The sequence below is a fragment of the Hymenobacter sp. B1770 genome, from assembly GCF_049896385.1.
In the GTDB taxonomy this organism is placed as follows: domain Bacteria; phylum Bacteroidota; class Bacteroidia; order Cytophagales; family Hymenobacteraceae; genus Hymenobacter.
In genome coordinates this window covers 213,510-239,292 of record NZ_JAFCUF010000002.1, presented here as the reverse complement: position 1 = coordinate 239,292, position 25,783 = coordinate 213,510, and the positions used below count along the sequence as shown (strand labels likewise).

The following is a 25,783-nucleotide window of genomic DNA, read 5'->3' as shown; positions in this document are numbered from 1 at the left end:
TTCGTTAGCCTTGGCTTTGTAGCGGCTGCTACTTTGCTTCTCTATTCCCTTATGTTATGCCACGAATAAAATCCTATCTGCTTGGCTTTAGCCTGCTGGTGGCGTCGCCGAGCGTTGCCCAACAGGTTGCGGTCATCAAGTTTCCGGAGCTGCAAAAGCGCCTGGCTAGTCCCACTGATACCACTTACGTGGTGAATTTTTGGGCCACCTGGTGCGGCCCCTGCGTGAAAGAGCTGCCCAACTTCGAGCAAGTGCGCACCACGTATGCCAACAAAAAGGTCAAAGTGCTCCTGGTAAGCCTCGACTACGCCTCGCAGCTGGACAAGAAAGTTAAGCCTTTCGTGAAGCAGCGGGGCTTGAAATCGGAAGTAGTGGTGCTGAACGAGAGTGACCCCAACTCCTGGCTGGAAAAAGTTGACCCCAAGTGGTCAGGCTCCCTGCCCTTCACCCTGATTGTCAACAACAAGACAAAAAAACGCGCTACATTCGAAAAAGAGCTTTCGAAAGCCGAGCTGACCGCGGCCCTCCAAAATTTCCTGTAATTTTCTCCTCTAAACCCTTAATGTTTTATCTCATGAAAAAGGCCCTCCCTTACTTTACCCTTTGCTTTGCCCTGCTGCTGAGCAGCTTCATGTTCCGCCCCCTGGCCGAAGGATACCGGGTGGGCGACAAAGCCGCTGATTTCAAGCTGAAGAACATCGACGGCAAAATGGTATCTCTGGCCGACAATAAGGCGGCTAAAGGCTACATCGTGGTGTTTACCTGCAACACCTGCCCCTACGCCAAGGCTTACGAGAACCGGATTATTCAGCTCAACCAGAAGTACGCCCCACAGGGCTACCCCGTGGTGGCCATCAACCCGAACGACCCCAACGTAGCTCCTGGCGACTCCTTTGAGGCCATGAAGACCAAAAAGTACGCTTTCCCCTACCTGATTGATGAAACCCAGCAGGTAGCCAAAGCCTACGGTGCCACCCGCACCCCCCACCTGTATGTACTCAAGCGCCAGGGCGATGACTTTGTGGTGTCGTACATCGGCGCCATCGACGACAACTCCGAAGATGCTAAGATGGTGAAGACGAAGTACGTAGAGAATGCCATGAACGAAATCATGGCCGGCAAGCCCGCCTCTACCAGCTCTACTAAAGCCATTGGCTGCACTATCAAGTGGAAGCGGGCATAGGACCGACCTAAGGGCCTGAACACACCGCTTCGCCCACCAATCGGCTGTCATAACTGGGCCTGCGGTTCGCAGGCCCAGTTATGACAGCCGATTTTGTTACTACTGCTCTCGAGAAGCTGCGGCTGCGCCCGGCATGACGCTCACTATGCTGTCTAAGTTAATACATCAGTCATTTATGTTCAGGACAATCTTCCCAATATGCGCGCTACTCTCCATCAATTGATGCGCTGCAACTGCTTCAGAGAGTGGGAAAGTTTTGTAAATAACCGGCCGGAACTTGCCCGCAGCCAGCAGCGGCCACACGTGTTTTTCAACTTCGGCAGCTAAGGCTGATTTAAAATCAGCCGAGCGGGGCCGCAGGGTGCTGCCGGTAATGTGAAGCCGCCGACGCATTATATCCAGCGCATTGAACTCGGCAGCGGCCCCTTGCATGGCATTGATGAAGACGAGGCGTCCATCGTCTTTTAGCAGACGCAGGTTTTTGGCGGTGTACTCCCCACCTATCATGTCAAGCACCACGTCAACGCCCTCGGCACTCAGCACTTCTTCGAAATCCTTGGCTTTGTAGTTGATGGCCCAATCGGCGCCCAGCTGTTGGCAGGCCTCGCACTTGGCTTCGTCGCCGGCCGTGATGGCCACTCGGCTGCCCAGCGCTTTGGCTAGTTGAATGGCCGTGGTGCCAATGCCGCTGCTGCCGCCGTGAACCAACAACGTTTCGCCGGCTTGCAGCCCCCCTCGCTGAAATACGTTATGCCACACGGTGAATACCGTTTCGGGAAGCGCAGCGGCTTCCGTCATGCTCATGCCCGCAGGCACGGGCAAGCAGTGGCGGGCATCAACCACCGCGAATTCGGCATAAGCACCTGCCGGCAGCAGTGCGCACACAGCATCGCCCAGGTGCCACCTTGTTACCGCAGCGCCACTAGCTTCAATGGTGCCAGCCAGCTCCAAGCCGGGCACCATACCCGAAACGTCGCCGCTGCCGGCATACTTCCCTTGCCGCATCATCACATCGGGGCGGTTTATACCCGCGGCGTGCACTTTTATGACAACTTCGTGGGCAGCGGGGCTCGGCTTAGGTAGCTGTTGCAGCTGTAAAACCTCGGCCCCGCCGGGCTGCTGGATGACAATGGCATTCATAAAGAAAACTGCGTTTGGTAATTACCCAGTGCTACTGGCATAGTTCCCTAACGAGAAACGGCTCTTCGGAGCCGTTTTACATATTATTCTTAACGTAAAGTAGGTCTAGCTTTCACCCAGCTGCTTCAAAGCCTGTGTTTCATGCTCCTAATCAAGTGCCCGAAACATCACCTTGGCTTCCAAATCGGAGTAGGTGGCCTTGAGCTGCTCGCGCATCTGGCGCTGCTCCTGAATGTCGTTACAAGTGCCGAACCAGGCGGTAATCTGACCATCTTCGCCACGGCGGGGCAAGACCTGGCCCAAAAACCAACGTTAAAAACCGTCTTTGGCTCTGAAGCGGTATTCTATCCGGCAACAGAGCGGACATATGATAAAAAGCGACAACCGCCCAACCGCAAAAATCAGTCAGCGCACAACGACTGCACCCCCGGCTAACAACTGCAGCAAACTCTAATGCCCGCTGGCACGTTCCTTTGACACTACAACTTATGCTGCTTTAGGCTACTTCCACGTGAGAAAACCCCTTTTTATTCCTGCTTTAGTTGGCGCCGCGCGCTTCACCGGTTTAGCGGCCTGGCAAACGGGCCGCCTGTTTCGGCAGCTGGCTGCCCGCGCCCTCGACAGCGTTCAGGACGTGCTGCGGGCCGAAGTAGAAAAAGGCAACCTAAAGCTTGTAGCTGACTTCCTGGCCGATAAAGCTTTACCAGCCGCCCGCATTATTCTAGTCGAGCGCATGACGGTGACCCTGTTGGTGCGCCTGGGGCTGCGCGGCGCGCTCGCCTCCAATGTGGTGGGCTGGATAATGCCTTTCGTGGTTGAGAAGCTTATCATGGTGGGCAACCAGACGGGCCTGTTTGACAAGATAAAAGCCAACGCAACTGTGGGCGAGGCACTTGCTAAGCTTGACGAGCTACGCAGTGCCACTTGGAAAATGCTAGTCCCCGACCCCGGCAGCAGTGTCGAAGTGCTCGATGATGAACAAGGCGTAACACCGCGTCTGCCGTTGCTGCTGGCGGCACCAGCCAACGAGAAGGTGGAGCGCCCTAAAACGGCCAAAAGCCCACTAAACGCGGAAAAAGCTGCGGGCCCTTACTCGGGCTCTGCATAAGGTGGAGGTACACTACATCTAATGGCGGGAAAACATTTTCCGCAAACGTTTGCGGCCGCTCTCCAAAAAAAGCCATCTCACCTGAGATGGCTCTTTCAAAACCGGGGCGCGGCGAGAATTCCCACCCAACACCGGACCCGATTCCGCCCCCTGATTTATCGGCTGAACAAAAGTTCGCGATATTTCACCAGGGGCCAGTCCTCGTCGGCCACCATACGCTCGAGCTTGTCTACAGCGCGGCGGATGGGGTCGAATTTTGGTTTTATCTCTTCGCAGTAAGCTACCGCTAATTCGCGGGCGTCTCCGATTTTATTGGCTTGCTTCCGCGCTTCGGTCATCTCATCTACATTGGTTTTGATGGTGGCAACGTAGCGTGAAATGTTCTTAATCATGTCAACCGTGACCTGGCTGTTCTCATCGTCGAGGCCTAGCTCGCGCAGGCCGCGCACGTTGTTCACCAACTTGGTCTGGTAGGACAGCGCGGTTGGGATAACGTGGTTTACGGCCAAATCACCCAGTACGCGGCTTTCAATCTGAATTTTCTTCTGGTATTCCTCCAGCAAGATTTCGTGGCGGGCGTGTAGCTCCACTTCCGAGAAAATGCCGTGGCGGGCAAACAGCTCGGCGGCGTCTTCCCGCACCAAAGCGTCGAGGGCCTGGGGCGTGGTGGCAATGTTGTTGAGGCCACGACGCTCGGCTTCCTGCTTCCACTCCTCAGAGTAGCCGTTGCCTTCGAAACGGATGGCTTTGGAACTGATGACGTACTCGCGCAGCACTTCCACAATGGCTACTTCCTTCTTCTTCCCTTGGTCGATGAGGGAATCAACAGAGTTCTTGAAGTCAATGAGCTGGTCGGCCACAATGGTGTTGAGCACCGTCATCGACGACGAGCAGTTGGCCGAAGAACCTACGGCGCGGAATTCAAACTTGTTGCCGGTGAAGGCAAAAGGCGAAGTCCGGTTCCGGTCAGTATTGTCGAGCAGAATGGCCGGAATCTTATCGATGCCGAGCTTGAGGTAGATGTTGTCGCCTTTGTCGAGCGGCAGCTTGGCGGTGCGCTCCAGCTCGTCGAGCACGGAATCCAGCATCGAGCCCACGAATACCGAAACGATGGCCGGGGGGGCCTCGTTGGCACCCAGGCGATGGTCGTTCGACGCCGAGGCAATGCTTGAGCGCAGCAGGTCGGCGTAGCGGTGCACGGCCTGAATGGTGGTAATGAAGAAGGCCAGGAATTGCAGGTTCTCCTTCGGCCGACGGCCGGGGGCGAGCAGGTTGACGCCCGTGTCGGTGCTCAACGCCCAGTTATTGTGCTTGCCGCTGCCGTTTACGCCGGCATAAGGCTTCTCGTGCAGCAGCACTTTGAAGTTGTGACGCTCGGCTACGCGGTCCATCACGTCCATCAACAGCTGGTTGTGGTCGATGGCAAGGTTGGCATCTTCGAACGTGGGAGCGCACTCAAACTGGTTCGGGGCGACCTCGTTGTGACGGGTGCGCAGCGGAATGCCAAGCAAGTTGGCTTCTTCTTCGAACTCAAGCATGAAACCATGCACACGTGCCGGAATCGAGCCGAAGTAATGGTCGTCGAGCTGCTGGCCTTTGGCGGGCGCGTGGCCAAACAAGGTCCGGCCGGTCATCACCAAGTCAGGCCGCGCATCGTACAGCGCCTTGTCTACGAGGAAGTACTCCTGCTCGATGCCCAGGGTAGTATTTACCCGGCTAACGTCTTTGTCGAAGTACTGGCATACATCCAGGGCAGCTCTTTCCAGCACCGCCAGTGACTTCAGCAGCGGGGCTTTGTAGTCGAGCGCTTCGCCGGTGTAAGCCACAAAAATCGTTGGGATGCAAAGCGTCTTGGCACCTACCGTTTCGATAATGAAAGCTGGCGAGGTGGGGTCCCAGGCGGTGTAGCCGCGGGCCTCAAACGTGTTGCGAATGCCACCGTTCGGAAACGATGAAGCATCGGGCTCTTGCTGCACCAGCGCCGAGCCTTTGAAGTTTTCAATCGGACGTCCGTCGGAGTTCAGGTCGAAGAAAGAATCGTGCTTCTCTGCCGTCGAGCCGGTGAGGGGCTGGAACCAGTGCGTGTAGTGCGTAGCACCTTTGGCCATGGCCCAGGTCTTCATGGCAGAAGCCACCGCATCGGCTACATTGCGCTCCACGTTGGCACCTTGCTTTATGGCCGACTGCAGCTTCTTAAAATAATCGCCGGGCATGGTTGCCCGCATGGCTTCCAGGTTGAACACGTTTTGTCCAAAGCTGGTGGAACGACGCGCAGCAGCAGGAACTACTGTAATGGGAGTACGCTGATTAACGAGTTCTAATGCTTTGAAGCGGAGAATTGCCATGAGGGGGGTAACCGAACGGGATGTAATCTGAACTATTGGGTCGCTATTCTGAGGGCAAAGATAAAACAAGAATCAGTTTCTCGTTAATACTACCCCAAAATAAAAGGTCGTTTTTATTTCAAAGGCAACTTTCAGGCAGCAACGACCCTATATAGAACCCTGCTTTCGAAATTTAGTACACATTATTGATAAACAAACTGATTTTTTACGTTTCCGGCCAGTTATATGAGGCCTCTATCTTTGTGAGGTGAAAAACCGCTTCGCGTTTCAGCCGCGCTACTTCTTCTTTTGGCTCCTGTTTTTTTTCTTAGGGCGTACCTGTTTTCTGGCGTATCACAATTCAGCCACCTTACAGCTTCCTTTCGGCACAGTACTGGGCACTTTTGCTTACGGCCTGCGCCTCGACGCTTCCGTTGCAGCCTACGTCTGCCTGCTGCCGTTTGTGGCCATTATAGTAGGCAGCCTGTTGCCACGCTTTCCGCTGGCCGGCATTATCAAGGCCTACTCCATAGCCGTGGGCGTTTTTCTGACGCTGCTGATAACCATTGACCTGGAGCTATACCGAACCTGGGGCTTTCGGCTCGATGACACACCGCTCCAGTATCTAAACTCTCCGAAGGAAATGATGGCTTCGGCCGGAAGTGCGCCCCTGGCGTTGCTTGCAGCGCTCTTCGTGGGGTTGCTCGTTAGTAGCTGGGGTTTATATAAGCTTGTGGTGGGCGGCCTGCTGCCCCTGCCAGAATGGTTTGCCAGGGGCCGTGCGGCCCTCGCGTCATTTTTATACGCGGCCTTGCTAATAATTCCCCTGCGTGGAGGTACCCAACAGATTCCCGTTAACCAAAGCGACGTGTATTTTTCCCGCGTCGCCTTTGCCAATCACTCGGCCCTGAATGCCCCCTGGAACCTGGTAAGTGCCCTTATTCTGCGCTCGGGCGAGCAGCTGCCCTCAGCCTTCATGCCCGACAGCACCGCTCGGCGGCTGGTCGCGGCCGTCTATCCGCGGGCGGTAGCAGCTCCGGTTGCTGCTGCGCCTACTCCCTCCTTGCTCACTATTCCTCGGCCCAATGTGCTTTTCATCATTCTCGAAAGCTTTACCTCCAAGCTAGTGGGTTGCGTGGGCGGAGAGCTTGGCGTTACCCCCACGCTGGACAGCTTAGCGCGGACGGGCGTCCTCTTTAATAACATCTACGCGGCCGGCGACCGTAGCCAAAAAGGGTTGGTGTCGTTGCTGTCGGGCTATCCGAACCAGCCTACCACCAGCATCATTAAGTTTCCGAGAAAAAACGAGCACCTCCCGCACCTGAACCGCTCATTGGAAGCAGCCGGCTACAGCTCGCATTATTATTATGGCGGCGAGCTCGCCTTTGCCAACATGCGGGGCTACCTGCAAACGGCCGGCTATGAAAGAATTACCGAACGAGCCGATTTCTCCCTGGCCGAGCAAAACTCGAAGTGGGGCGCCCACGATGGAACCCTCTTCAACCGCATTTTGGCCGATGCCCGGCAACAGCGGCAGCCCTTCTTTATCACGGCCTTCACACTGAGCAGCCACGAGCCATTCGAGGTGCCCATGAAAACCAGGTTTCCGGGCGAAACCGAGGAGGAGATGTTCCGCAATTCAGTTTACTATACGGACTTCGCCTTGGGAAAATTTCTGCAGGAAGCTAAAAAACAGCCCTGGTACGCCAATACGCTGCTGGTGTTAGTGGCAGACCACGGCCATCACCTGCCGGGCAACTCCGCCAATCGCAGTCCCGAAAAATTTCGCATTCCGCTGCTGCTGGCCGGGGGCGCGCTTCGGGCCGAAGCGCGGGGACGGGTTGTAGAAACCATTGGCTCGCAGACAGACGTGGCCGCCACGCTCCTTCAGCAGCTGGGCTTGCCTTCCACCAGATTCGTTTGGAGCCGCGACCTGCTGGCTGCCAACTCCCCTTCCTTCGCATACTATTGTTTTAACAATGGATTTGGCTCAGTGTCGCCCACTGGCTCCGTCACCTTTGACAACGTGAGCCGGCAAGTGGCTGACCGCGACGAGAAGGTGACCAACATACAGCTTGAACTGGGCAAGGCCATGCAGCAGCTTACCTTGGACGATTTTGCGAAGAAGTAAGGCAAATTGAAAGTAATGCATATGCGAGGTTGAGCCTCGCCTGTGCTAGTTCGTAGCACAATCAGGTGCTACCTGTTCGAACGGCGTTCTTTCGCCATCGGCTTCGTTCGTACCTTTGCGGGACTATGCCTACCCCCCAATCTGTTGCATTTTATACCCTCGGCTGCAAGCTGAACTTCTCCGAAACTTCGGCCATTGGGCGCCAGTTCGAGGAGAAAGGCTTTCAGAAACTCCCCTTCGAAGCCGGGGCCGATTTATACGTTATTAACACCTGCTCCGTCACCGACCATGCTGACCGCAAGTGCCGGAAAGTGGTGCAGCAAGCCCTGAAGCATAATCCCGAGGCTTTCGTAGCCATTGTGGGGTGCTATGCACAGCTTAAGCCTCAGGAAATCGCCACCATTCCCGGCGTGAGCGCAGTGCTTGGGGCAGCCGAGAAGTTTCAGCTTGTCGACATTCTGGCTGATTTCAAGAAGCCTGCAGCCGGCCAGCCGGGGCAGGTGCACGCCTCCCCCATTTCGGAAGCTACCGAGTTTCACGCGGCCCATTCGTATGGCGACCGTACGCGCACTTTCCTAAAGGTGCAGGACGGCTGCGATTACTCCTGCTCATTCTGCACCATTCCACTGGCGCGGGGCGCCAGTCGCTCGGGCAGCATTGCCAGCGTAGTAGAGCGCGTGGAAAAGCTAGCCGAAACCGGCGTGAAAGAAATAGTGCTGACTGGGGTCAACCTCGGTGACTTTGGCCTGCAGGGGCCCGAGCGCGAGCGGCGAGAAGATTTCACCCAACTGGTGCAGGCCCTGGACGGCGTAACGGGCATTCGCCGGTTTCGCATCAGCAGCTGCGAGCCTAACCTCCTCACCGACGATATCCTGGATACTGTGGCCGCCTCGGCGCGCTTTATGCCGCACTTCCACATTCCGCTGCAAAGTGGCTCCGATAAAATTCTGGGCCTGATGCGCCGGCGCTACCGCCGCGCCCTCTACGCCAGCCGGGTGGCCCGCATCAAGGAGCTGATGCCGCACGCCTGCATTGGGGTCGATGTAATTGTGGGCTTTCCGGGCGAAACCGACGCCGACTTTCTAGACACGTACAACTTCCTCAACGAGCTACCTATCAGCTACCTCCACGTATTTCCCTATTCAGAACGCCCTGACACGCTGGCGCCTACCCTGCCTGGGCGGGTGCAAGACCGGGTGCGGCACGAGCGCACCACGCAGTTGCGCAGCTTATCAGAAAAGAAAAAACGCTTTTTCTACGAACAGCACCTGGGCCTGGAAACCGATGTGCTGTTTGAAGACGACGTAACCGATGGCCGCATAGAAGGCTTCACGCCCAACTACATCCGCGTGGCCGCGAAATACGACCCGCTATTGGTGGGCGAAATGAAAGCTCTGCGACTGGCCGGCGTCAATGCCCTGGGGCTGATGGAGGCTGAAGAAATGGGCGTGCTGGCCTAAACCATAGCTTGCCGGGCCATGGCGAGCATTTCGCGCAGCATTTGTTGCTGTTCCAGAAGGTGCTGATTGCGCACTTCGGCCAAGGCTAGCTGGTGCTGCAGGTGCTGCGCATGCAGCGCTGCGGCCACATACGTTTCGGGGCCTGGCCCCGGTACCGCCGCCACAGCTGCCTGCAGGGGGGCGGCGGGGGAACTTGGTGCCAAAGGCGCAGCCGCAACAAAAGCGCCAGACTCCGAAGCAGCCGATGCTTGGGCAGGCGTAGCCACCTGGGGCTCGAAGTTGGGAGCGGGCGTGGCGGTGGCAGCCGCAAAAGCAGGCGCCTCCGCCACGGCGGGTGACTTCAGGACAGGCTCGGCAGGTGCTGCCTCAACGGGGGCCTGAGCCGCTGCCCGAGCAGGATGAGCTGCAGCGGCAGCCAGCGCCAACGTAGCCGCAATTTCGGTGGGCTGCAGGCGGGTACCCGCCACGCCGGGGCCCGAACGGCGATGCAGCGGCACTTCAATCTCCTCCAAATCGATAGGCTCGAGGGCAGGCTCCGCAGCCGGCAGAGTGGTTTGAGGCGCGACCTTAGGAACAGGTTCGCTGCTTACCAACATGGGGCCCCGGCCGAGCAGCAGCCAGTCTCTTGATACATTTGGGTAAATCTCGAAAACCTTGCAGAGCAGGTCGTAGCCCGGCTTATTACGGCCGTCAATGAGGTGTTGGACTACGCTTGCTGTCTTACCCAGCGACATCGCAAAGCTGTTTTTCGTCAAGCCAAACTGCTGGATAAGTTGGGCAAAGCGCTGGTCGATGGGAACGGGAATGGGGGCAGCCATGGTGTTTGCACAAATGAGTACTTGCGCAAATGTATAAAAATAGTTTTAGCCGCCTTTCAAATCTCGCATAAACGAAGCGGGCCCCGGCGTGCCTACCAACAATGGTAGTTCATGCCGGGGCCCGTAATGGCTGGGACTCCGCTACTCGTAGCGGAGCGAATCAATGGGGTCGAGCGCCGCGGCTTTGCTGGCGGGGTAATAGCCCGAGGCCAGCCCCACGCCCACACAGATAACCAGGCCCGCAATCATCCACACCCACGGCACCAGAAAGGAGCCGGAGCCCACAAACTTGGCCACGCCGTTACCGCCCAGCACGCCCAGCACTATGCCCAGCGTGCCCCCAAGCAGGCAGATTACAATGGCTTCGATAAGAAACTGCTGCCGAATCTGGACGGCCGTTGCTCCCAGCGCCTTGCGGATACCGATTTCGCGCGTGCGCTCCGTCACCGAAACCAGCATAATGTTCATGAGGGCAATGCTGGCGCCAAGCAGCGTAATAAATGCCATGATGCTGCCGCCGATTTTCACCTTGCCCGAAATAGCATCCAGGTCGGAAGCCAAAGACTCGCTGCTCTCAACCACAAAGCTGTCTTCCTGGCCCAGCTTGTCGTGGCGCACAGCCCGCATCACGCCAGTGGCCTGGCCAATGAGAAAGTTGAGGGTGCCCTGCTCGTCGGTTGCCGTTTTGATGTCATAGGTGAGGGCGCGCTGCCGGGGCATCTGGTTGCCGGTTTCCAGTGGCAGCAGGGCTAGGCGGTCGGCGCCCCCGCCGCCCATGCTGCTCCCGCTTTTTTCGAGCAGGCCGATTATTTGAAAGCGCCGCCCTAGGGCCGACACGTACTGGCCAATCGGGCTTTGCCGGGGAAACAGCTTCAGGCGAATCTCTTCGCCTACTATCATCACGTTGGCGCCGTTGCTGAGCTCGGCCTGTGAAAAGATGCGGCCGCTAGCCAGGTTGTACCCCTGGATTTTGAGGTAGTTTTCGTCGCCGGCCACCACCTGCATGTTGGGGTTGGTTTTGGTGCCGTTGGCCTTCATCTCCACGGCGCCGGCGATGAACGCGGACACCCCCACCTGGGCATCATCGCCCATGGCTTTCTTATAGAGCTTGGCTTGCAGATAATTGACGGGCGCGTATTGCTTGGCCTGCACGCCCCCGCGCCGCCCCCGGTTGCTGTAGCCCTTGGCACGAATGTCGAAGGAATTGGCGCCGAGGCTGGCAAAGGTTTCAGACAGCGAGTTTTTCATGGCATCGATACCGGTCAGAATGCCCACCAAGGCAAACAAGCCGATGCTCAGAATCAGCGCCGTCAGAATGGTGCGCAGCAAATTGGCCCGAATGGAGCGGAACGCTTCGCGGACGTTTTCGAAAGGACTCATGGGCTGGTATGTGGTGCGAAGCCAGAGCTTCGCGGCGTTGAACGGCCGTTGAAGTGGGAGATGGGGCCAAACACGAAGCCAAGGCTTCGCGCCACCGGTTCCAAAGTTCGGCGACCGAGCCTTAACTTGAACCACCGGCGCCGCAACCCCGTTGGGTTAATGCGTTTCTTTCTCTCAAAAATCATGTTGCTCAAGCGTCTTCTGTTCTCTCTGCTCGTGGCTGTGGCCGGTGTAGCGGGCCCCTTAGCGGCCCGTGCCAACCACGTGTTCATCCCCATGGATAACACCCAAAAAGAGTGCCTGAAAGCCTATGGGGTTGCTTTTTGGCTGCTCCAGCGCGAGGTACCGGTCGACTGGCTGCTAAACTACCGGGGGGGCGCTTTCGCGTTTGAGTCTACCGCCGGGGCCGAAAATGAGCTCGCCGTGCGCGGAGTTACCTTCCAGGTAATCAGTGAGGCCGAGTATACCAGCATTCTCCAGGAAATAGCCGACCCCAACGCCAACATGGACGTAATGAAGCTGGAGAAAGTGCCCAAAATTGCGGTTTATACCCCCAAGGGCAAGCAGCCCTGGGACGATGCCGTGACCATGGTCCTTGCCTACGCGGAGATTCCCTACACGCAGATTTACGACGACGAAGTACTGGCCGGCACCCTGCCCAAATACGACTGGCTGCACTTGCACCACGAGGATTTCACGGGCCAGTACGGCAAATTCTACGCCTCTTACCGCAACTATCCTTGGTATCAGCAGCAGCAGCGCGACGCCGAAGCCACCGCCAAGCGCAACGGCTTTGCCAAGGTGAGCCAGATGAAGGGCGCCGTTACCGTGAAGATGCAGGAATTCATTGCCGGTGGCGGCTTCATGTTTGCCATGTGCTCAGCTACCGATAGCTACGACATCGCCTTGGCCGGCCTGGGCGTCGACATGGTTGAAAGCATGTACGACGGTGACCCCGCCGACCCTGCGGCCCAGTCCAAGCTCAACTATAACCGCAGCCTAGCTTTCGAGAATTTCCAGCTGGTGCGCAACCCCTTCGAGTACGAGTACTCCAACATCGACATGCAGCCCAACGAGCGCGGCCTCGGTGAGCAGAACGATTACTTCTCGCTTTTCACCTTCTCGGCCAAGTACGACCCGGTGCCTACCATGCTGTGCCAAAATCATGAGAAGACCATCCACGGGTTTATGGGCCAAACCACGGCCTTCCGAAAGCGCCTCATCAAATCCGATGTGGTGGTAATGGGCGACACCAAGCAAACCGGCGAGGCGCGCTACATCCACGGCACCCTGGGCAAAGGCACCTGGACTTTCTACGGCGGCCACGACCCCGAAGACTACCAGCACCTGGTGGGAGAAGACCCCACCGATTTGTCCCTTCACCCCAATTCGCCGGGCTACCGGCTGATTTTGAATAACATTTTGTTTCCGGCAGCCAAGAAAAAGAAGCAAAAGACCTAAGCGGCCTAGTGGACCTGTACTTAGCTGGCTCCTGCCATGCCTTCCATATGATTGGCAACACCTATTCGTTTGCTTATTCTCGGTATGCTGACGGGGGTGCTGTACGGCTTTTGCTGCATGCTGATGATGAACAGCACCCATAAAGCTGTTTTAGCAAAACAACCTAAATTATGTTAAAAAAGCCCGGCCACGATTATTGCTAATCGTGGCCGGGCTTTTTTAACATAATTGAAATAAAAAATTTATTCATTCCACCACTCTACATTAAATTATTTCCAATAAATGCATAACTTTCATGGCCACAACTCTGGTCAAATTATAATTTATGCATATCCGCAGCATTTTGCTCTTGTTGTTTCCCTGGTCCGTTTTTATCTCGCAAGTACAACTTGCTAAAGCGCAGGTACGCATTCCTCTCTCTGCTGCCGACTCCGTAAAAATTATTGAGCACAAGCAGCACCTGCGCTCGGCTGCTTTGCGCGTGTTGGTGCCTTCGGTTGTGTTGGGAGTGGGCATATTAGCCCACAGCCCGGTGTACAGCTACACCCTATGCCAAGCCAAGCAAGACATGCAGTTGCGCACGCGGCAGTTCTTTCCAAAATTCGACGCCAGAGGCTTGGACGACTATACCCGCCATGCGCCGCTCGCAGCTGCTTACGCCATGCTGGCCACCGGCCACAAGGGCACGCGCACGGCAGCCGGGTTCACCATTATCTACTTGCTTGCGCATGAGCTGGACGGGACGGTGGTAAGTAACATGAAGCGCATCACTGCCTCGGCCCGCCCCGACAACGCCCGTGACTTAACGTCATTTCCGTCGTCGCATACCTCGCAGGCATTTCTGACTGCCACCCTGCTGCATGAGCAGTACGGGCGCCAATACCCGTGGCTGAGCGTGAGCGGCTACGCTGTGGCCGCCGCCACCGGCACCATGCGGGTGCTAGGCAACAAGCACTGGGCTACCGATGTGCTGGCCGGAGCAGCCGTCGGATTTCTGTCGGCAGAAACGGTTTGGCACATTTACCCCGCCCTTACCAAGCTATTGCCCCAGCGCCTGGCGCAAAAGATGCTCCTGATTCCGACCTATGTGGCGGGGGGTGGCGCAGGGCTAGCAATGGCCATTCAACCCTAGCGGCTCAGCGGCCCTTATACAGGTCAAATAAACAGCTCTTTTTCGGGGGAGGTCACTTAATAGGGGCACAATTTGGGCTTGTTGCATCATTCCGGCCGTTTGGGCCGTTAGATGCTTTCAGGCTGAGCTTTGAATCTGTCAAAGCATTGCTGCCCTCTCACCCTCCTTCGCTCCGCATGGAAGACCTGCATTCATCCAACTACTCACTCTCTGCAATTCGCACCGAAGAGGTTCAGACTGAAGAGCCTGCTGTAAACCCCTTGCCTCGAGCGGTTCTGCGCATGAACAACCACGTGCTGCTTGATGGCACGTGGCGCTTTGCCCACGACGATGCCGACGTTGGATTAAGCGAAAACTGGGCCCTGGGTCATAATTACGAGCACACGGCCCAGTGGCCCGGCTCGGTGGAAGAGCACCTCGCGCAGGCGCGCGGCCAGCAAGGCTCCGCGGCTTGGCAAGACCAGGTTGTGGTGTGGTACGAGCGGGAGTTCAACCTGCCCGAGGTAGACGAGCCCCAGGCCCGCTCGATGCTACAGCTCACTTTTGGTGCCTGCGGCTATGAAACCCGGGTGTGGCTTAATGGACAGCTCCTTAAAACCATCGAAGGCGAAGACGTGCACTACGGTGAATACACCTCTTTTACCTACGAGCTCGACGAAAACAACCTGCACCTGGTAAACCGGCTTACCGTGCGCATTGCCGACACCATGGATGCTGAAACGCCCCGTGGCAAGCAGGAGTCGCACGTGTACAAGCGCGGCGGCATCTGGTACCAAACCTATACAGGGGCCGTGCGCAGTGTGTGGCTGGAAGTGGTGGAGCGCAACCGCCTCCGCTCCCGTGTGGGTGTGGTCAGCATCGTGGAAGACCAACTGGTGCGCTTCAACATGACGCTGCGCATTCACGACCCAGGGCACTACACCATTCGCCTGCAGGTGTTTGACCCGCAAACTCACGGTCGGACAGAGCCGCTGGCGTCTTCCGACTTCCCTTTGTACCTCGAACCCGGTCAGTGGCAGCAGCGCCTGGTGCTGGAGGTGCCCAGCGCCGAGCTGTGGTCGCCGGAGGCCCCGCACCGGTACCGACTCGTGGCCCAGCTCATCGACAGCGAAGGGTACGAAGCCCAGATTGAAACACTGTTTGGCCTGCGCAAAATTGAATCCCGCGGGCGCTACGTGTACCTGAACAATGAGGCCGTTTACCTCGACGGCATCCTGTACCAGCCCGGCCAGGCCACCTTTGAGGAGATGCAGCGCCACATGCACGCTATGAAGGCACTAGGCTGCAATCTGGTACGCGTGCACATTGCGGGGGTCGACCCCCGCATCTACAACCTGGCCGACGAGTTGGGCCTGCTGCTGTGGGTGGAGGTACCCAGCCCGCACAGCTCCACGCCCCGCAGCCGCGAAAATCACCGCGCCGAGTTGCTGCGGCTCGTGACCTTGAGCGAAACGCACCCCTCCATTATTATCTGGAGCTTGTACAACGAAGACTGGGGTGCCCAGGACATTGCCACCAACCCGGAAACGCGCCAGTACATTGTGGACGCCTACCACTTCATGCAGATTTCGTATCCGCAATTCCTGGTAGTCGATAACGACGGCTGGCACCACATTTCTTCCAGGGGCCGCCTGAAGTCGGACCTGCTCACGGCCCACCTCTACACGCCAGACCTGGCCCGGTGGAAAGAGTTGCTTGACCGCCTGGTGGGTGGCGAAATGGAAGGCACGGCCGCGTTTCCCCTGGTCGTGGGCGACCCGTTCTTCTACCGGCGCCAGGTGCCCCTGGTAGTGAGCGAATGGGGCGGCTTCGGCTTCCCCGATTATGGGGGACCGCAAGACGCCGAGTCGCGCACCAACAGCATTCGCGCGTTCAAGCAGGAGTTGCGCAGCCGCCCCATCGCCGGCGACGTGTACACCCAGGCCACCAACATCGAAGACGAGCGCAACGGTCTAATCGACCCGCACACTGGCGAACTCAGTGTGCCGGCCGGCCTTCTGGCTTCGCGTCAGATGCAATACCTGAAATAGTGCAACCTTCCTTACAAGACAGTCGGCTCGGAGCTACCGGGCCGACTGCGGGGCGGTCAGTGTAGCAGTAACACACCACGCTGCGCTCATTGCCGTGTTATTAACCCGAAGCGGGGCGGCAGCTTTAGCGGGTACGGTGCTAGTTATAGAAGTCTGGGAAACGACCAGCTTTGCCATTTCCACGTGCTGGCGGGGAGCCGGAACTTTGGCACCTACGGGTACCACAAGCTCGAATATGACTAATTGCTCCTCCTCGGCGAACATATCAATAAGACAGCTTAGCTCTTCGTGGCTGATGCTTGGATTTTTGTCAACGTGCTGCATATAAGGACGGAGTAAAAAAGAAGTAGAGATAGAATGCAAATGTTATAAAAAATGATGACTACAATGAGACGGTAAAGATGGGGGGCAAAACTGGATTTATTGCAATTAATTGAATGAGTTCATAAAAAAGCAATATCCATGCCGTGCGAACCCGGCCGGCGCTTCCGGGGTTATCTTTGCACCGCGCCATTTCCGGGCGCGATGCTTGCAACATGACCATAACCAAAGAAGCAGTTCTCAAAGCACTGAGCTACGTGGAAGAGCCCGACCTGGGCCAAGACCTCGTTACGCTCAATATGATTGAGAACATAGAGATTAGCGGCCTGACCGTCGCGTTTACGGTGGTACTGACCACTCCTGCCTGCCCGCTTAAGCAGCTCATTCACGACGCTTGCGAGCGCGCCATACACACGATGGTGGACAAAGATGCGAACGTCGTTATCACGATGACATCGCGTGTGACCACGCTGCGGAACAACCGCGGGGACCTTTTGCCCGGCGTAAAAAATATCATTGCCATTGCTTCGGGCAAAGGCGGCGTGGGCAAAAGCACGGTTACGTCCAACTTGGCGGTAGCCTTGGCGGCTACCGGTGCTAAAGTGGGTTTGGTGGATGCCGACATTTCCGGCCCGAGCATGCCCGTTATGTTTGGAGTCGAGAACGAAGCGCCCCATGTGTTTCAGGGTCCGAATGGTAAAAATCTAATTCGCCCCATTGAGAAATATGGAGTAAAGCTGATGAGCATCGGCTTTCTGGCGCCGGCCGAATCGGCCATTGTGTGGCGCGGCCCTATGGCTTCGTCGGCGCTAAAGCAGTTTATCACCGAAGTAGACTGGGGCGAGTTGGATTACCTGCTGCTCGACCTGCCGCCTGGCACTTCTGACATTCACCTCACGCTGGTGCAAACCGTGCCGGTAACAGGAGCCGTCATCGTGACGACGCCGCAGAAAGTAGCCCTGGCCGACGCCCAGAAAGGTCTGCAGATGTTCCGCCAGCCGCAAATCAACGTGCCCGTGCTGGGCATTGTTGAGAACATGGCCTGGTTCACGCCCGCCGAGTTGCCCGAGAATAAATACTTTATTTTTGGTGAGAACGGCGGTCAGCGCCTGGCTACCCAACACGATGTGCCCCTGCTGGGCCAGTTGCCGCTGGTGCAGAGCATCCGCGAGAACGGTGACCAGGGCCAACCCGCCGTACTGGACCCCGAGTCGGTGGTCGGCCGCCTTTTCTCTGACTTGGCTGAGGCAGTAGCCCGCCAAGTTAGTATTCGAAACAACGTGGCCCCTAAAACGGCCGTCGTGCAAATGAATCCATAATGTCTCTGGACATCCCAACCTCCGCCCCTGTTTTCGACCACCCGCTGATGCCCCGTGTTGAGGCAGCTCTGGACACCCTGCGCCCCTACCTGGCCACCGACGGCGGCAACGTGCGCGTAGCCAACATCACGCCGGAAGGCGTGCTCCAACTTGAATGGCAAGGGGCCTGCGGGGCTTGCCCCATGTCGACCATGACGCGAGCTGGCCTTGAAGACACGGTGAAGAAAGCCGTGCCTGAAATCATAGCAGTAGAAGCCCGGTAGTAGCTTACTAACTTAAAATTTAATGCCTCCGAAACAGGCCCCTTCTCCAATGAGAAGGGGCCTGTTTCGGAGGCATTAAATTTTAAGTGCTAGCGCAAAAATATTAATACCGAAAAGGTGGTCATGCGGAGCTTGTCGAAGCATCTCTACCTCACATTTGAGTTACTCTCGTGGCAGAGATGCTTCGACAAGCTCCGCATGACCGTTCTGTTTTATTCGGTTACTTGTGCACGAGTATGCTGGCTATTGCGCTAAAGCCTATACCCATGCGCAATTCAAGTTTGCGCGGCTGATGCCGACCAGTTGCTTAACCGGCTGCCTATTCTTCCTCGGCCGAGATTGCGGCGGGGCCTTCCGGCAAATTCACCAGCGAACCCAGCAGCAGGGCATTTATGAACAGGCGGGAAGTACCGTGCCAGTAGTGCCGGAAGTTGGGGTCGTCGGCAAAAAGCACTACGCGCCCGGCCCCTGTCTTGCTTACTACTACCGCAGCGGAGTTGCCAATTTGCCGCAGGTTAGCCTGAGAAACATATCCACTCACCAAGGGTTTGGCGTTGTACTGCACCACGGTTGCGTAGGGGTTGCGGCTGGGCTTTAGGAAGGTGGTGCCGTTGCGGAATACGTACAAGCGGCGGCTCGTTAGTCCGAAGCCGATGGGGTTGGTGATGTCGATATCGGCCATGTAAATGGAGCCAGCAATAGCGCGGGTCCCCTCCTGCTCCTGCTGCACAAAGTCGGCCCGGCGCGGAGCAGCTGGCTTGCCATTGGCGGTGGCGGTGGTATCGGCCCAGCCAGCATTGGCAGAAGTCAGCAGCTTTTCTTTGACAATGCCCTGCTTGATGGCCCACTCGGAAGCGTTTTTTAGGGTGATAAGGGTGCCTCCCTCTTGCACCCAGCGGCGCAGCTTGTCCACGGCGGCTTTGTCCAGGGTTGCATAGTTGCCGCCTACCAGCACTATGCTGGTGTAGCGGCCCAGGGGCGCCCGCCCAAAATTGCCGACCTCAATCCGGCTCAGGGGCAGCCCGAGTTGCTGGCTGGCCACAAACCAGGCCTCGCCTACTTCCGAAGCATTAGTGCCTTGCCCCACCAGTATTGCCGCTTTGGTTTCGGGCACGGTGCGCACGTTGTTGGACCCCAAATCGATGCCACTCAGGCTGAAGCCCGTGCCCACGCTGGTAAACGCAACCTGATTCTGCCGGCTCACGCGGCTTACAATCTGAAACACTGAGTCGGCTGGGAGTTGCTGAGTGGCCACGGGAATCACCAGCGTTCCATAGCCGAAATCGGTATGGCTCTCGGCCGTGCCCGCGCTGAAGGGCTTGAAGCTGACTTTGGTCACGAGGCCGGCCCGTTGCAGGGCAGTGAGAGCACGGGGCGCGTTGTAGTCCGACCAAGGTAAGAGGTAGGCATAGCTGCTTTGGCCACCGCGCACAGTGCCGGTCAACGTTTTGGGAGCCTGCACCGCAGCCCCCTGCACCAGACTGGCATTTTTCTGCTTTGACACGGCCAAGCCATAGGCGTGGGCCTGGCTCCACCCCGTGACGTCGTAAAACACGCTGTCGTGAAAGGTGGTCAGCTCTTCAAACAGGGAATTCACAATGCGGTACTGCGGCTGGTTGGTGGGCACCACGTAAGCCTTGACCTTTTCAAAGCGCTGCTTATCGAGGGTCACGTTCTGGCTCAGCTCGTGTACCTGAATTTTGTGCTGCAGCAGGAGCTCCAGAAACTTGTTAGTCAGCGTTTCATCCTGGGCGTTGCCGAAGACATAGGCTTTGGTCGGAAACTTCCGCGCATCGGTCAGAGCCGAGGTAAAGAAATCGCGTTGATGACGCAGGTAAAGCTCTTTTTCTTCCACCGCCCCACGCACGGTGGCCAGGCCCGTAGCCACGTGGTTGCGAATAGTGAATGGGAAAGTCACCACGCCGTTTGTGCCTTCCTGGGCCAAACCGCGCGAGCTGCCCACCTCAAATGTGATGCCCACGCCACCCTGAAAATCCGGATAAGTAGAGCCATAAATGGGCGAAAGATTATCGAACTGCTCTTTGGTCCAGTACAGGGAGCCCAGGTTGTCCAGAGCCTTGGCAAAGTACTTAGCCATGTGCACGTTCAGCACCTCGTAGGTAGCCCGTGGAATGAGGTCATTTTCGGTACTTAAGGGCTTGGATGGCTCAAAGTAATAGGTGCCGTTGGTGCCCATTTCGTGAAAGTCTATCATCACGTTGGGATACCACTCGTGGAAGAAAGCCATGCGGGCGCGGCTTTCGGGCTGGGTTAGGGGCAGCCAGTCGCGGTTTAGGTCGGTGTAGAAGTGGTTGGTACGGCCGCCGGGCCAAGCCTCGGTGTGCTCCCGGTCGAGCGGGTCGGTCACATTGGGCCACGACTTATTCTGGTCAAACCAGTGCGAGGCGCGGTCGCGGCCGTCGGGGTTTTCCAGCGGGTCGATGGTGATGACGGACTGCTCCAGCCACTGCAGGGTTTCGGGGCTGGTAGACGCCGTGAGGTAATATGCCAGCAACAAGGCTGCTTCCGAAGAAGAGCTTTCGTTGCCGTGCACTCCAAAGTTCAGGCTCACCACCACGGGCAGCTTGCGGTAGTCGGGCGCCGCCAGCTTGGGGTCAACGAGCGCGCGGCGGGCCTGCTGCAGCTTAGCCAGATTCTGCTGGTTCTCGGGCGTGGTGATAGTAGCTACCACCTGGGGCCGCTCCTCAAACGTGGTGCCGAGCACCCGCAGGCTCACTCGGTCCGACACGCGGTCCAGCTCGCGCAGGTAGGCTACAATCTGGTCGGTGCGGGTGTAGTGCGAGCCAATAGGATACCCCAAAAACTGCTCTGGCGTGGGCACCTTGGCATCGAAGCTGCCGGCTTGGGCCGTGGGGAAGTAGTAGCTGGTCTGGGCCACAGCCGGTGCCGTGAAGCCCAGGCCAAGCGACAAGAGAGCAATTGCAAAAGAAGATTTCAACATGAGAATGGGTGCTCAGAAGAAGTACTGGGGCATTAAGAATTAATACCCGGGGTTCTGTTCCAGGTCGCGGTCGGCAACTAGGTCGTTGAAGGGAATGGGAAACAGCCAGCGGCGCTGGTCCGTGACGCCGAGCACCTCGCCGGCGCGGCCGGTGCGCACCAAATCGAACCAGCGGTCGGCCTCAAAGACAAACTCTATTTTTCGCTCGTTTTCAATGGCCAGCAGGAGCTGGTCAGCGGTAGTGGCGGTGGTTGAGGACAGGCCGGCCCGGGCGCGCACCGCGTTCAGGTCGGCAATGGCCTCGGGCAGTTTGCCTAAGCGGGCACGCGCTTCGGCACGGATGAGGTATTGCTCAGCAAGACGCAGCACGTAGCTGGGGTCGTCGCGTTGGGCCGAACGGCTATAGAGGTTGCCATAGGTGACACTGGACCCGGCAATAATTGTGGAAGCTAACAAAGCGGAGCGGGTGCCGCCCACGGCGGGGTCGTTCAACTGCGCTATGGCAGCGGGCACGGGCTGGAAGTTAAACTGCCCGCCCAGCGCGCTGGGAAACCAATTGTTCCACATGGTGTTGGCGTCGGAATTGCTGAACGTAAGCTCAAATACCGATTCCTGGCTCAGGAAGGGCGCCGTAGAGAAAGCCCGATAAGGCGTAACCAGCCGGTAATTGCTACTGCCAATAACCTGCGTTGCATAGGTTTCGGCGGGGGCCCACTGCTGGCGGTAGAGGTGCAGGCGGGCGCGCAGGGCACGGGCCGTGGCTTTCACGGCACGGTTGCGGGTGGCACCGTCGGGCAGCAAGGTTTCGGCCTGGGTCAGGTCGGCCAGCACTTGGTCGTAGGTCTGGGCCAGGGTGCTGCGGCGGATACCCTGCCCATTTTCCTTGGTGCGGGTAGGCGTAAGCACTAAGGGCACGCCGCCCCAGCCGCGGCCTAGGTCGAAGTACACCAATGCCCGCAGGAAATGGGCTTCGCCCAGCAGCTGGTTTTTCTCGGCAGCAGGCAGCAGCGGGTCGTTGATACCCGGCAGGGCAGCAATCAGGTTATTGGCGCCGTTCACGGCCTGGTACATCTGCGTCCAGGCTTCGGTAATGAGCACGTTGTCGGCGCTGAGCTGGTTTTGGTCGATTTGTAAAAACTGGTTCAGCGTGCCGTTGAAGCGCACGTTTTCGCCGGGCAGGAAGCCGAGAACGGGCCAATTGAGGCGGTAGTAGGCCTGCACCTGGTCGTAGACGCCAATGGTGGCGGCGCGGGCACTGCCGGCGTCCGTTATCGCCTTATCGGCCGGGAGCTGCTGGGCCGGCGTGGGCTCGAGCAGGCTGTCGCAGGCCGCGAGGCCCAGAGAAGCCGCAGCCAGGTGCGAAACAACAAGCAGGCAGGTGATGGTCTGTTTCATCTTGATTGATAGGATTAAAGTCCGACGGTCACGCCCACCTGCACAGTGCGCGGCTGGGGCACGGTGGCCCAGTCGAAGTTTTTGGTATTGCTTACGCCGCTTTGGGAGTTCACCTCCGGGTCGAGGCCCGAGTAGGGCGTGAAAGTGAATAGGTTAGCGGCCTGCACGTACACCCGCAGCGAATTCAGGTGCACACGGGCAATGGTTTCTTTGGGCAGGGTGTAGCCTAGGGAAAGGGTGCGCACGCGCAGGAAAGAACCATCTTCTAGGTACCGGTCGCTCAGGTTCTGTACTACGCCGCCGTAGTTGTTGCTGGACGCTACCGAAGTCAGGCGCGGGATTTCGGTGACATCGCCGGGCTTCTGCCAGCGCTGCAGCTGCTCGCTTAGGTAGCCAATGTTGCTTTGCGTGCCGCCGTGCACCAGGAAAAAGCGGTTCATATTCATGATTTTCGCTCCTTGCTCGAAGTTGAGCGTGAAGCCAAAATCGAGGCCTTTGAAGTTGACTGAGTTGGTAACTCCGCCGAAATAGTTGGGCCAAGCATTGCCCACCAGCTTGCGGTCGGCCACGGTTATGCGGCCGTCGCCGTTCACGTCTTCGTACTGGGCGTCGCCGTTTTCGCGGCTCACGCCGGTCTGGTTGTACAGCCAGAACGAGTAGAGCGGGGCACCCTCTTCCAACCGGAAAATATCGCGCGAGCCCGTGGTGATGGGGGCCGCCAACTTTTCAATCTTGTTCACGTTGCGGGCCACGTTGAAGGTGGTGTTCCACTGCACGGCGGTGGTTTTGGGTAGCCAGCTAGCGGTAAGTTGTACTTCGATGCCCTTGTTGCTCACAGCGCCGAAGTTTTCTACTACCGAGGAGAAGCCGGTTTTGCGCGGCACCGGCACGTTCAGCAGCAGGCCTGAGGTGTACTTGTCGTAATAATTAAGCTCCAGCAGCAAGTGGTTTTGCAGCACCGCCGCGTCGAGGCCCACGTTCCACTGCTGGGTCGATTCCCAGCTCAGGTTGGGGTTGGCAAGCTGCAGCGGGGCCGTGCCCGGCAGGTCGAGGTAGTTGGCTCCACCCTGCACCAGGCCCAAGGATGCGAAGTCACTGATGCCGGCCTGGTTGCCCGTACGGCCTAAGCTGCCGCGCAGCTTCAGCTCCTGGAAAATATTCAAATCTTGAATGAAGCTTTCTTCGCCCAGGCGCCAGCCCAGGCCCACAGCCGGAAAATAGCCCCAGCGGTTGTCGCGCCCGAAGCGGGATGAGGCATCGGCACGCACGCTTACATCGGCGGTGTAGCGCTCCTTAAAGGAATAAGTGGCTTTGCCGAAAAACGAAACAAGCCCAGCCTGTGAGCGCGCCGAAGAACCCGTTTGGGTAGCGGCCGAAGCAATGGTGGTCAAGTCATTGCCGGGAAACTGCTGCCCCGCCAGGCTGGTCCGCTGGAAGGTGTTTTGCTGCAGCGTATTGCCCACCAGGGCTTGCAGCGAGTGGTTTTCACCAAAGTTGACGTTGTAATTCAGCGTCTGCTCGTTGAGCAAGGTGATGTCGCGTGACAGAAACGAGGACGCCGTGCCCCGGGGCTGACCAGCCAGTATCAGGGTGTTGTTGAAGTTGTTCTCGTACATGTCGTTGAAGTCGATGCTCCAACTGCTGCGCAGGGTCAGGTTCTTGAGCAGCGCATACTGCCCGTACACATTGGAGATGACGCGCGAGCCCACAGCGTCATTGTTCAGGTTGTTGATGAGGGCTAGGTGGTTGTCGAACGAACCGTATTTGGCATAGCTGCCATCGGGGTTGTAAATCGGCAGATTGGTGCGCGGAAACAGAGCCGAGTTGATGACGCCCACGGGGTTGTTATCATTGCTGCTCACGTTGCGGTGGGTGCGGGCCAGCGCGGTGCTGGTGCCGATGCGCAACTTGTCCGTCACCGAGTTATCCAGGTTTACGCGCAAGCTAAACCGGTTGAAGGCGCTGGGCCGGGCGATGGATTCCTGGGAGAAGTACCCCGCCCCTATGTAAAACTGGGTTTTGGCTGAGCCCCCGGCTGCCGACAGCTCGTAGCTGTGCGTTTGGGCCGTGCGGAAAACGTCGCTGAGTCGGTCGTAAGTCTGCTGTTCTTCTGGTAGGCCCCGGCCGCCAGCCGCCTTGGCGCGGAAAGGCAGCTGCGAAGGGTTGCCGCCGTCGTTCAAAAACCGCTCATTTTCCAACGCTGCCAGCTCTGGCCCGGTCACCAGGCTGTACTGCTTCGCCGCCTTCGACAGCGCGTGGTAGGTGTTGAAGGTGATGCTGGTTTTGTCGCCGGCTTTGCCACGCTTGGTGGTGATGAGCACAACCCCATTGGCGCCCCGCGAGCCGTAGATGGCGGTGGCGTTGGCATCCTTAAGAATCTCAATGCTCTCGATGTCCTGCGGGTTCAGGTCGGCCAATGGGTTGGCGGATACCTGGTTGCCCAACCCCGTAGCAATGAGATTGGTGTTGTTGATGAACACGCCATCGACCACATAGAGTGGGTCGTTGCTGGCATTCACAGAGTTGCTGCCCCGTATGCGGATGAAAATGCCGCCGCCCGGTACTCCCGAATTGGCCGATACCTGCACGCCAGGCGCCTTGCCCTGCAACAGCTGGTCGGGGCTGGCGGCGGGAATGTCCTTGAGCGCATCGCCCTTCACGGAGCTAATGGCGCTGGTGAGCGTTTTGCGGTTTTGCTCGCTGTAGCCCGTCACTACTACTTCGGCGAGCTGCTGCAAGTCTGGGGCAAGGTCAATGGCGAGTGGCGTGCTGCCAGCTTGCACTTCCTTTTTGGCATAGCCTACGTAGCTGAAAATGAGTGCAGAGCCTGCCGAAACGTGCAGCGCAAATTGGCCATTCGCGTCGGTGGTAGTGCCGGCACTGCTGCCCTTGGCCATCACCGTAACACCGGGCAAAGGCGTATGGCTGGAGGCGTCAGTAACAATGCCGCTCACTTGCGGCCCGCCTTCCGACTGTGCGTAGCTGGTGGCGGTGGCCCCTCCCCAGAGCAGGGTAATCAGCACCCGCCGAAGCGTATTTGGTTTCATCAGATTTATAAGTTGGGGGTGGTGGGTCCCGCGCTGCCAGCCGTCACGTAGTGGCGACGCGGAAGAGACCCGAGAGGATTAAGGGGAATAGAAAGGGTCGCTGGCTTCCAGCGCCTTCTCTCCCGAGCAGGAGACAGAAGGCAGCCTTAGCAGCATTCCGCTGCTGGGCCGGGCTGCCATTGGTGCACAGCGGCGCTCGGCCCAAAGCCGCAGAATTACCCGGAAAAAGAAAGAATTGACCTGCGCCTGCCACCTGGCAGACACTAACACGTTGGCCCGCAGCCGCAAACGGCCAGAACAAACGTGCGC

Annotated in this window: 18 protein-coding genes; 10 read left to right on the top strand and 8 right to left on the bottom strand. The window is 57.8% G+C overall.

Annotated elements, in window-relative coordinates:
• Positions 1–56: 56 nt before the first annotated feature.
• Together ACP7AJ_RS04990 and ACP7AJ_RS04985 are read left to right on the top strand one after the other, a co-directional pair.
• On the top strand, positions 57–542 hold the full coding sequence (locus ACP7AJ_RS04990) for a TlpA family protein disulfide reductase (RefSeq protein WP_426059096.1): 486 nt from the start codon (positions 57–59) through the stop codon (positions 540–542).
• 32 nt (positions 543–574) lie between these two features.
• Positions 575–1,183, top strand: a complete 609-nt coding sequence (locus ACP7AJ_RS04985; protein ID WP_426059095.1) for a thioredoxin family protein — start codon at positions 575–577, stop codon at positions 1,181–1,183.
• 165 nt (positions 1,184–1,348) lie between these two features.
• Here ACP7AJ_RS04985 and ACP7AJ_RS04980 read toward each other — a convergent pair whose 3' ends face one another.
• Together ACP7AJ_RS04980 and ACP7AJ_RS04975 are read right to left on the bottom strand one after the other, a co-directional pair.
• Entirely contained in the window at positions 1,349–2,323 is a 975-nt protein-coding gene (locus ACP7AJ_RS04980; RefSeq protein WP_426059094.1) for an NAD(P)H-quinone oxidoreductase, read from the bottom strand.
• 147 nt (positions 2,324–2,470) lie between these two features.
• Entirely contained in the window at positions 2,471–2,626 is a 156-nt protein-coding gene (locus ACP7AJ_RS04975) for a hypothetical protein (protein ID WP_426059093.1), read from the bottom strand.
• 208 nt (positions 2,627–2,834) lie between these two features.
• Between ACP7AJ_RS04975 and ACP7AJ_RS04970 the strand changes: the two genes are divergently transcribed.
• Positions 2,835–3,431, top strand: coding sequence for a hypothetical protein (locus ACP7AJ_RS04970; protein WP_426059092.1), 597 nt, complete (start codon positions 2,835–2,837; stop codon positions 3,429–3,431).
• Between the two features lie 155 nt (positions 3,432–3,586).
• Here ACP7AJ_RS04970 and ACP7AJ_RS04965 read toward each other — a convergent pair whose 3' ends face one another.
• Positions 3,587–5,776: a glutamine synthetase III gene (locus ACP7AJ_RS04965; RefSeq protein ID WP_426059091.1), complete on the bottom strand. Its 2,190-nt coding sequence runs from the start codon at positions 5,774–5,776 to the stop codon at positions 3,587–3,589.
• A gap of 247 nt (positions 5,777–6,023) precedes the next feature.
• Between ACP7AJ_RS04965 and ACP7AJ_RS04960 the strand changes: the two genes are divergently transcribed.
• Complete coding sequence (locus tag ACP7AJ_RS04960) at positions 6,024–7,886, top strand: LTA synthase family protein (protein WP_426059090.1); 1,863 nt, start codon at positions 6,024–6,026, stop codon at positions 7,884–7,886.
• Positions 7,887–8,011: 125 nt separating this feature from the next.
• Entirely contained in the window at positions 8,012–9,346 is a 1,335-nt protein-coding gene (mtaB, locus tag ACP7AJ_RS04955; RefSeq protein WP_426059089.1) for a tRNA (N(6)-L-threonylcarbamoyladenosine(37)-C(2))-methylthiotransferase MtaB, read from the top strand.
• On the opposite strand, the gene ACP7AJ_RS04950 is transcribed toward mtaB, so the two are convergent.
• A complete protein-coding gene (locus ACP7AJ_RS04950) occupies positions 9,343–10,164 on the bottom strand; it encodes a hypothetical protein (RefSeq protein WP_426059088.1) in 822 nt (273 codons plus the stop codon). The genes mtaB and ACP7AJ_RS04950 overlap by 4 nt on opposite strands.
• Positions 10,165–10,305: 141 nt before the next feature.
• Positions 10,306–11,544: an ABC transporter permease gene (locus tag ACP7AJ_RS04945; protein WP_426059087.1), complete on the bottom strand. Its 1,239-nt coding sequence runs from the start codon at positions 11,542–11,544 to the stop codon at positions 10,306–10,308.
• A gap of 159 nt (positions 11,545–11,703) precedes the next feature.
• On the opposite strand from ACP7AJ_RS04945, the gene ACP7AJ_RS04940 reads away from it, so the two are divergent.
• The 5 genes from ACP7AJ_RS04940 to ACP7AJ_RS04920 all read left to right on the top strand — a co-directional run bounded on the left by ACP7AJ_RS04940 (position 11,704) and on the right by ACP7AJ_RS04920 (position 18,070).
• Positions 11,704–13,005: an asparagine synthetase B gene (locus tag ACP7AJ_RS04940; protein WP_426059086.1), complete on the top strand. Its 1,302-nt coding sequence runs from the start codon at positions 11,704–11,706 to the stop codon at positions 13,003–13,005.
• 325 nt (positions 13,006–13,330) lie between these two features.
• A complete protein-coding gene (locus ACP7AJ_RS04935; protein WP_426059085.1) occupies positions 13,331–14,137 on the top strand; it encodes a phosphatase PAP2 family protein in 807 nt (268 codons plus the stop codon).
• Between the two features lie 176 nt (positions 14,138–14,313).
• A complete protein-coding gene (locus ACP7AJ_RS04930; RefSeq protein ID WP_426059084.1) occupies positions 14,314–16,167 on the top strand; it encodes a glycoside hydrolase family 2 protein in 1,854 nt (617 codons plus the stop codon).
• Positions 16,168–16,703: 536 nt separating this feature from the next.
• Positions 16,704–17,807 (top strand): Mrp/NBP35 family ATP-binding protein, encoded by a 1,104-nt coding sequence (locus ACP7AJ_RS04925; RefSeq protein WP_426059083.1) that lies wholly within the window; start codon positions 16,704–16,706, stop codon positions 17,805–17,807.
• On the top strand, positions 17,807–18,070 hold the full coding sequence (locus ACP7AJ_RS04920) for a NifU family protein (protein WP_426059082.1): 264 nt from the start codon (positions 17,807–17,809) through the stop codon (positions 18,068–18,070). Before ACP7AJ_RS04925 ends, ACP7AJ_RS04920 begins: the two co-directional genes overlap by 1 nt.
• 319 nt (positions 18,071–18,389) lie before the next feature.
• Here the strand turns inward: ACP7AJ_RS04920 and ACP7AJ_RS04915 are convergent, their stop codons facing one another.
• The 3 genes from ACP7AJ_RS04915 to ACP7AJ_RS04905 are packed head-to-tail and all read right to left on the bottom strand — an operon-like array spanning position 18,390 to position 25,474.
• The gene (locus ACP7AJ_RS04915) at positions 18,390–21,032 is read right to left on the bottom strand and encodes a M14 family zinc carboxypeptidase (protein ID WP_426059081.1); all 2,643 of its coding nucleotides are present in this window, start codon (positions 21,030–21,032) and stop codon (positions 18,390–18,392) included.
• A 39-nt stretch (positions 21,033–21,071) separates the two neighbouring features.
• Entirely contained in the window at positions 21,072–22,427 is a 1,356-nt protein-coding gene (locus ACP7AJ_RS04910; protein WP_426059080.1) for a RagB/SusD family nutrient uptake outer membrane protein, read from the bottom strand.
• A 14-nt stretch (positions 22,428–22,441) separates the two neighbouring features.
• Positions 22,442–25,474, bottom strand: coding sequence for a SusC/RagA family TonB-linked outer membrane protein (locus ACP7AJ_RS04905; RefSeq protein WP_426059079.1), 3,033 nt, complete (start codon positions 25,472–25,474; stop codon positions 22,442–22,444).
• Positions 25,475–25,783 lie beyond the last annotated feature (309 nt).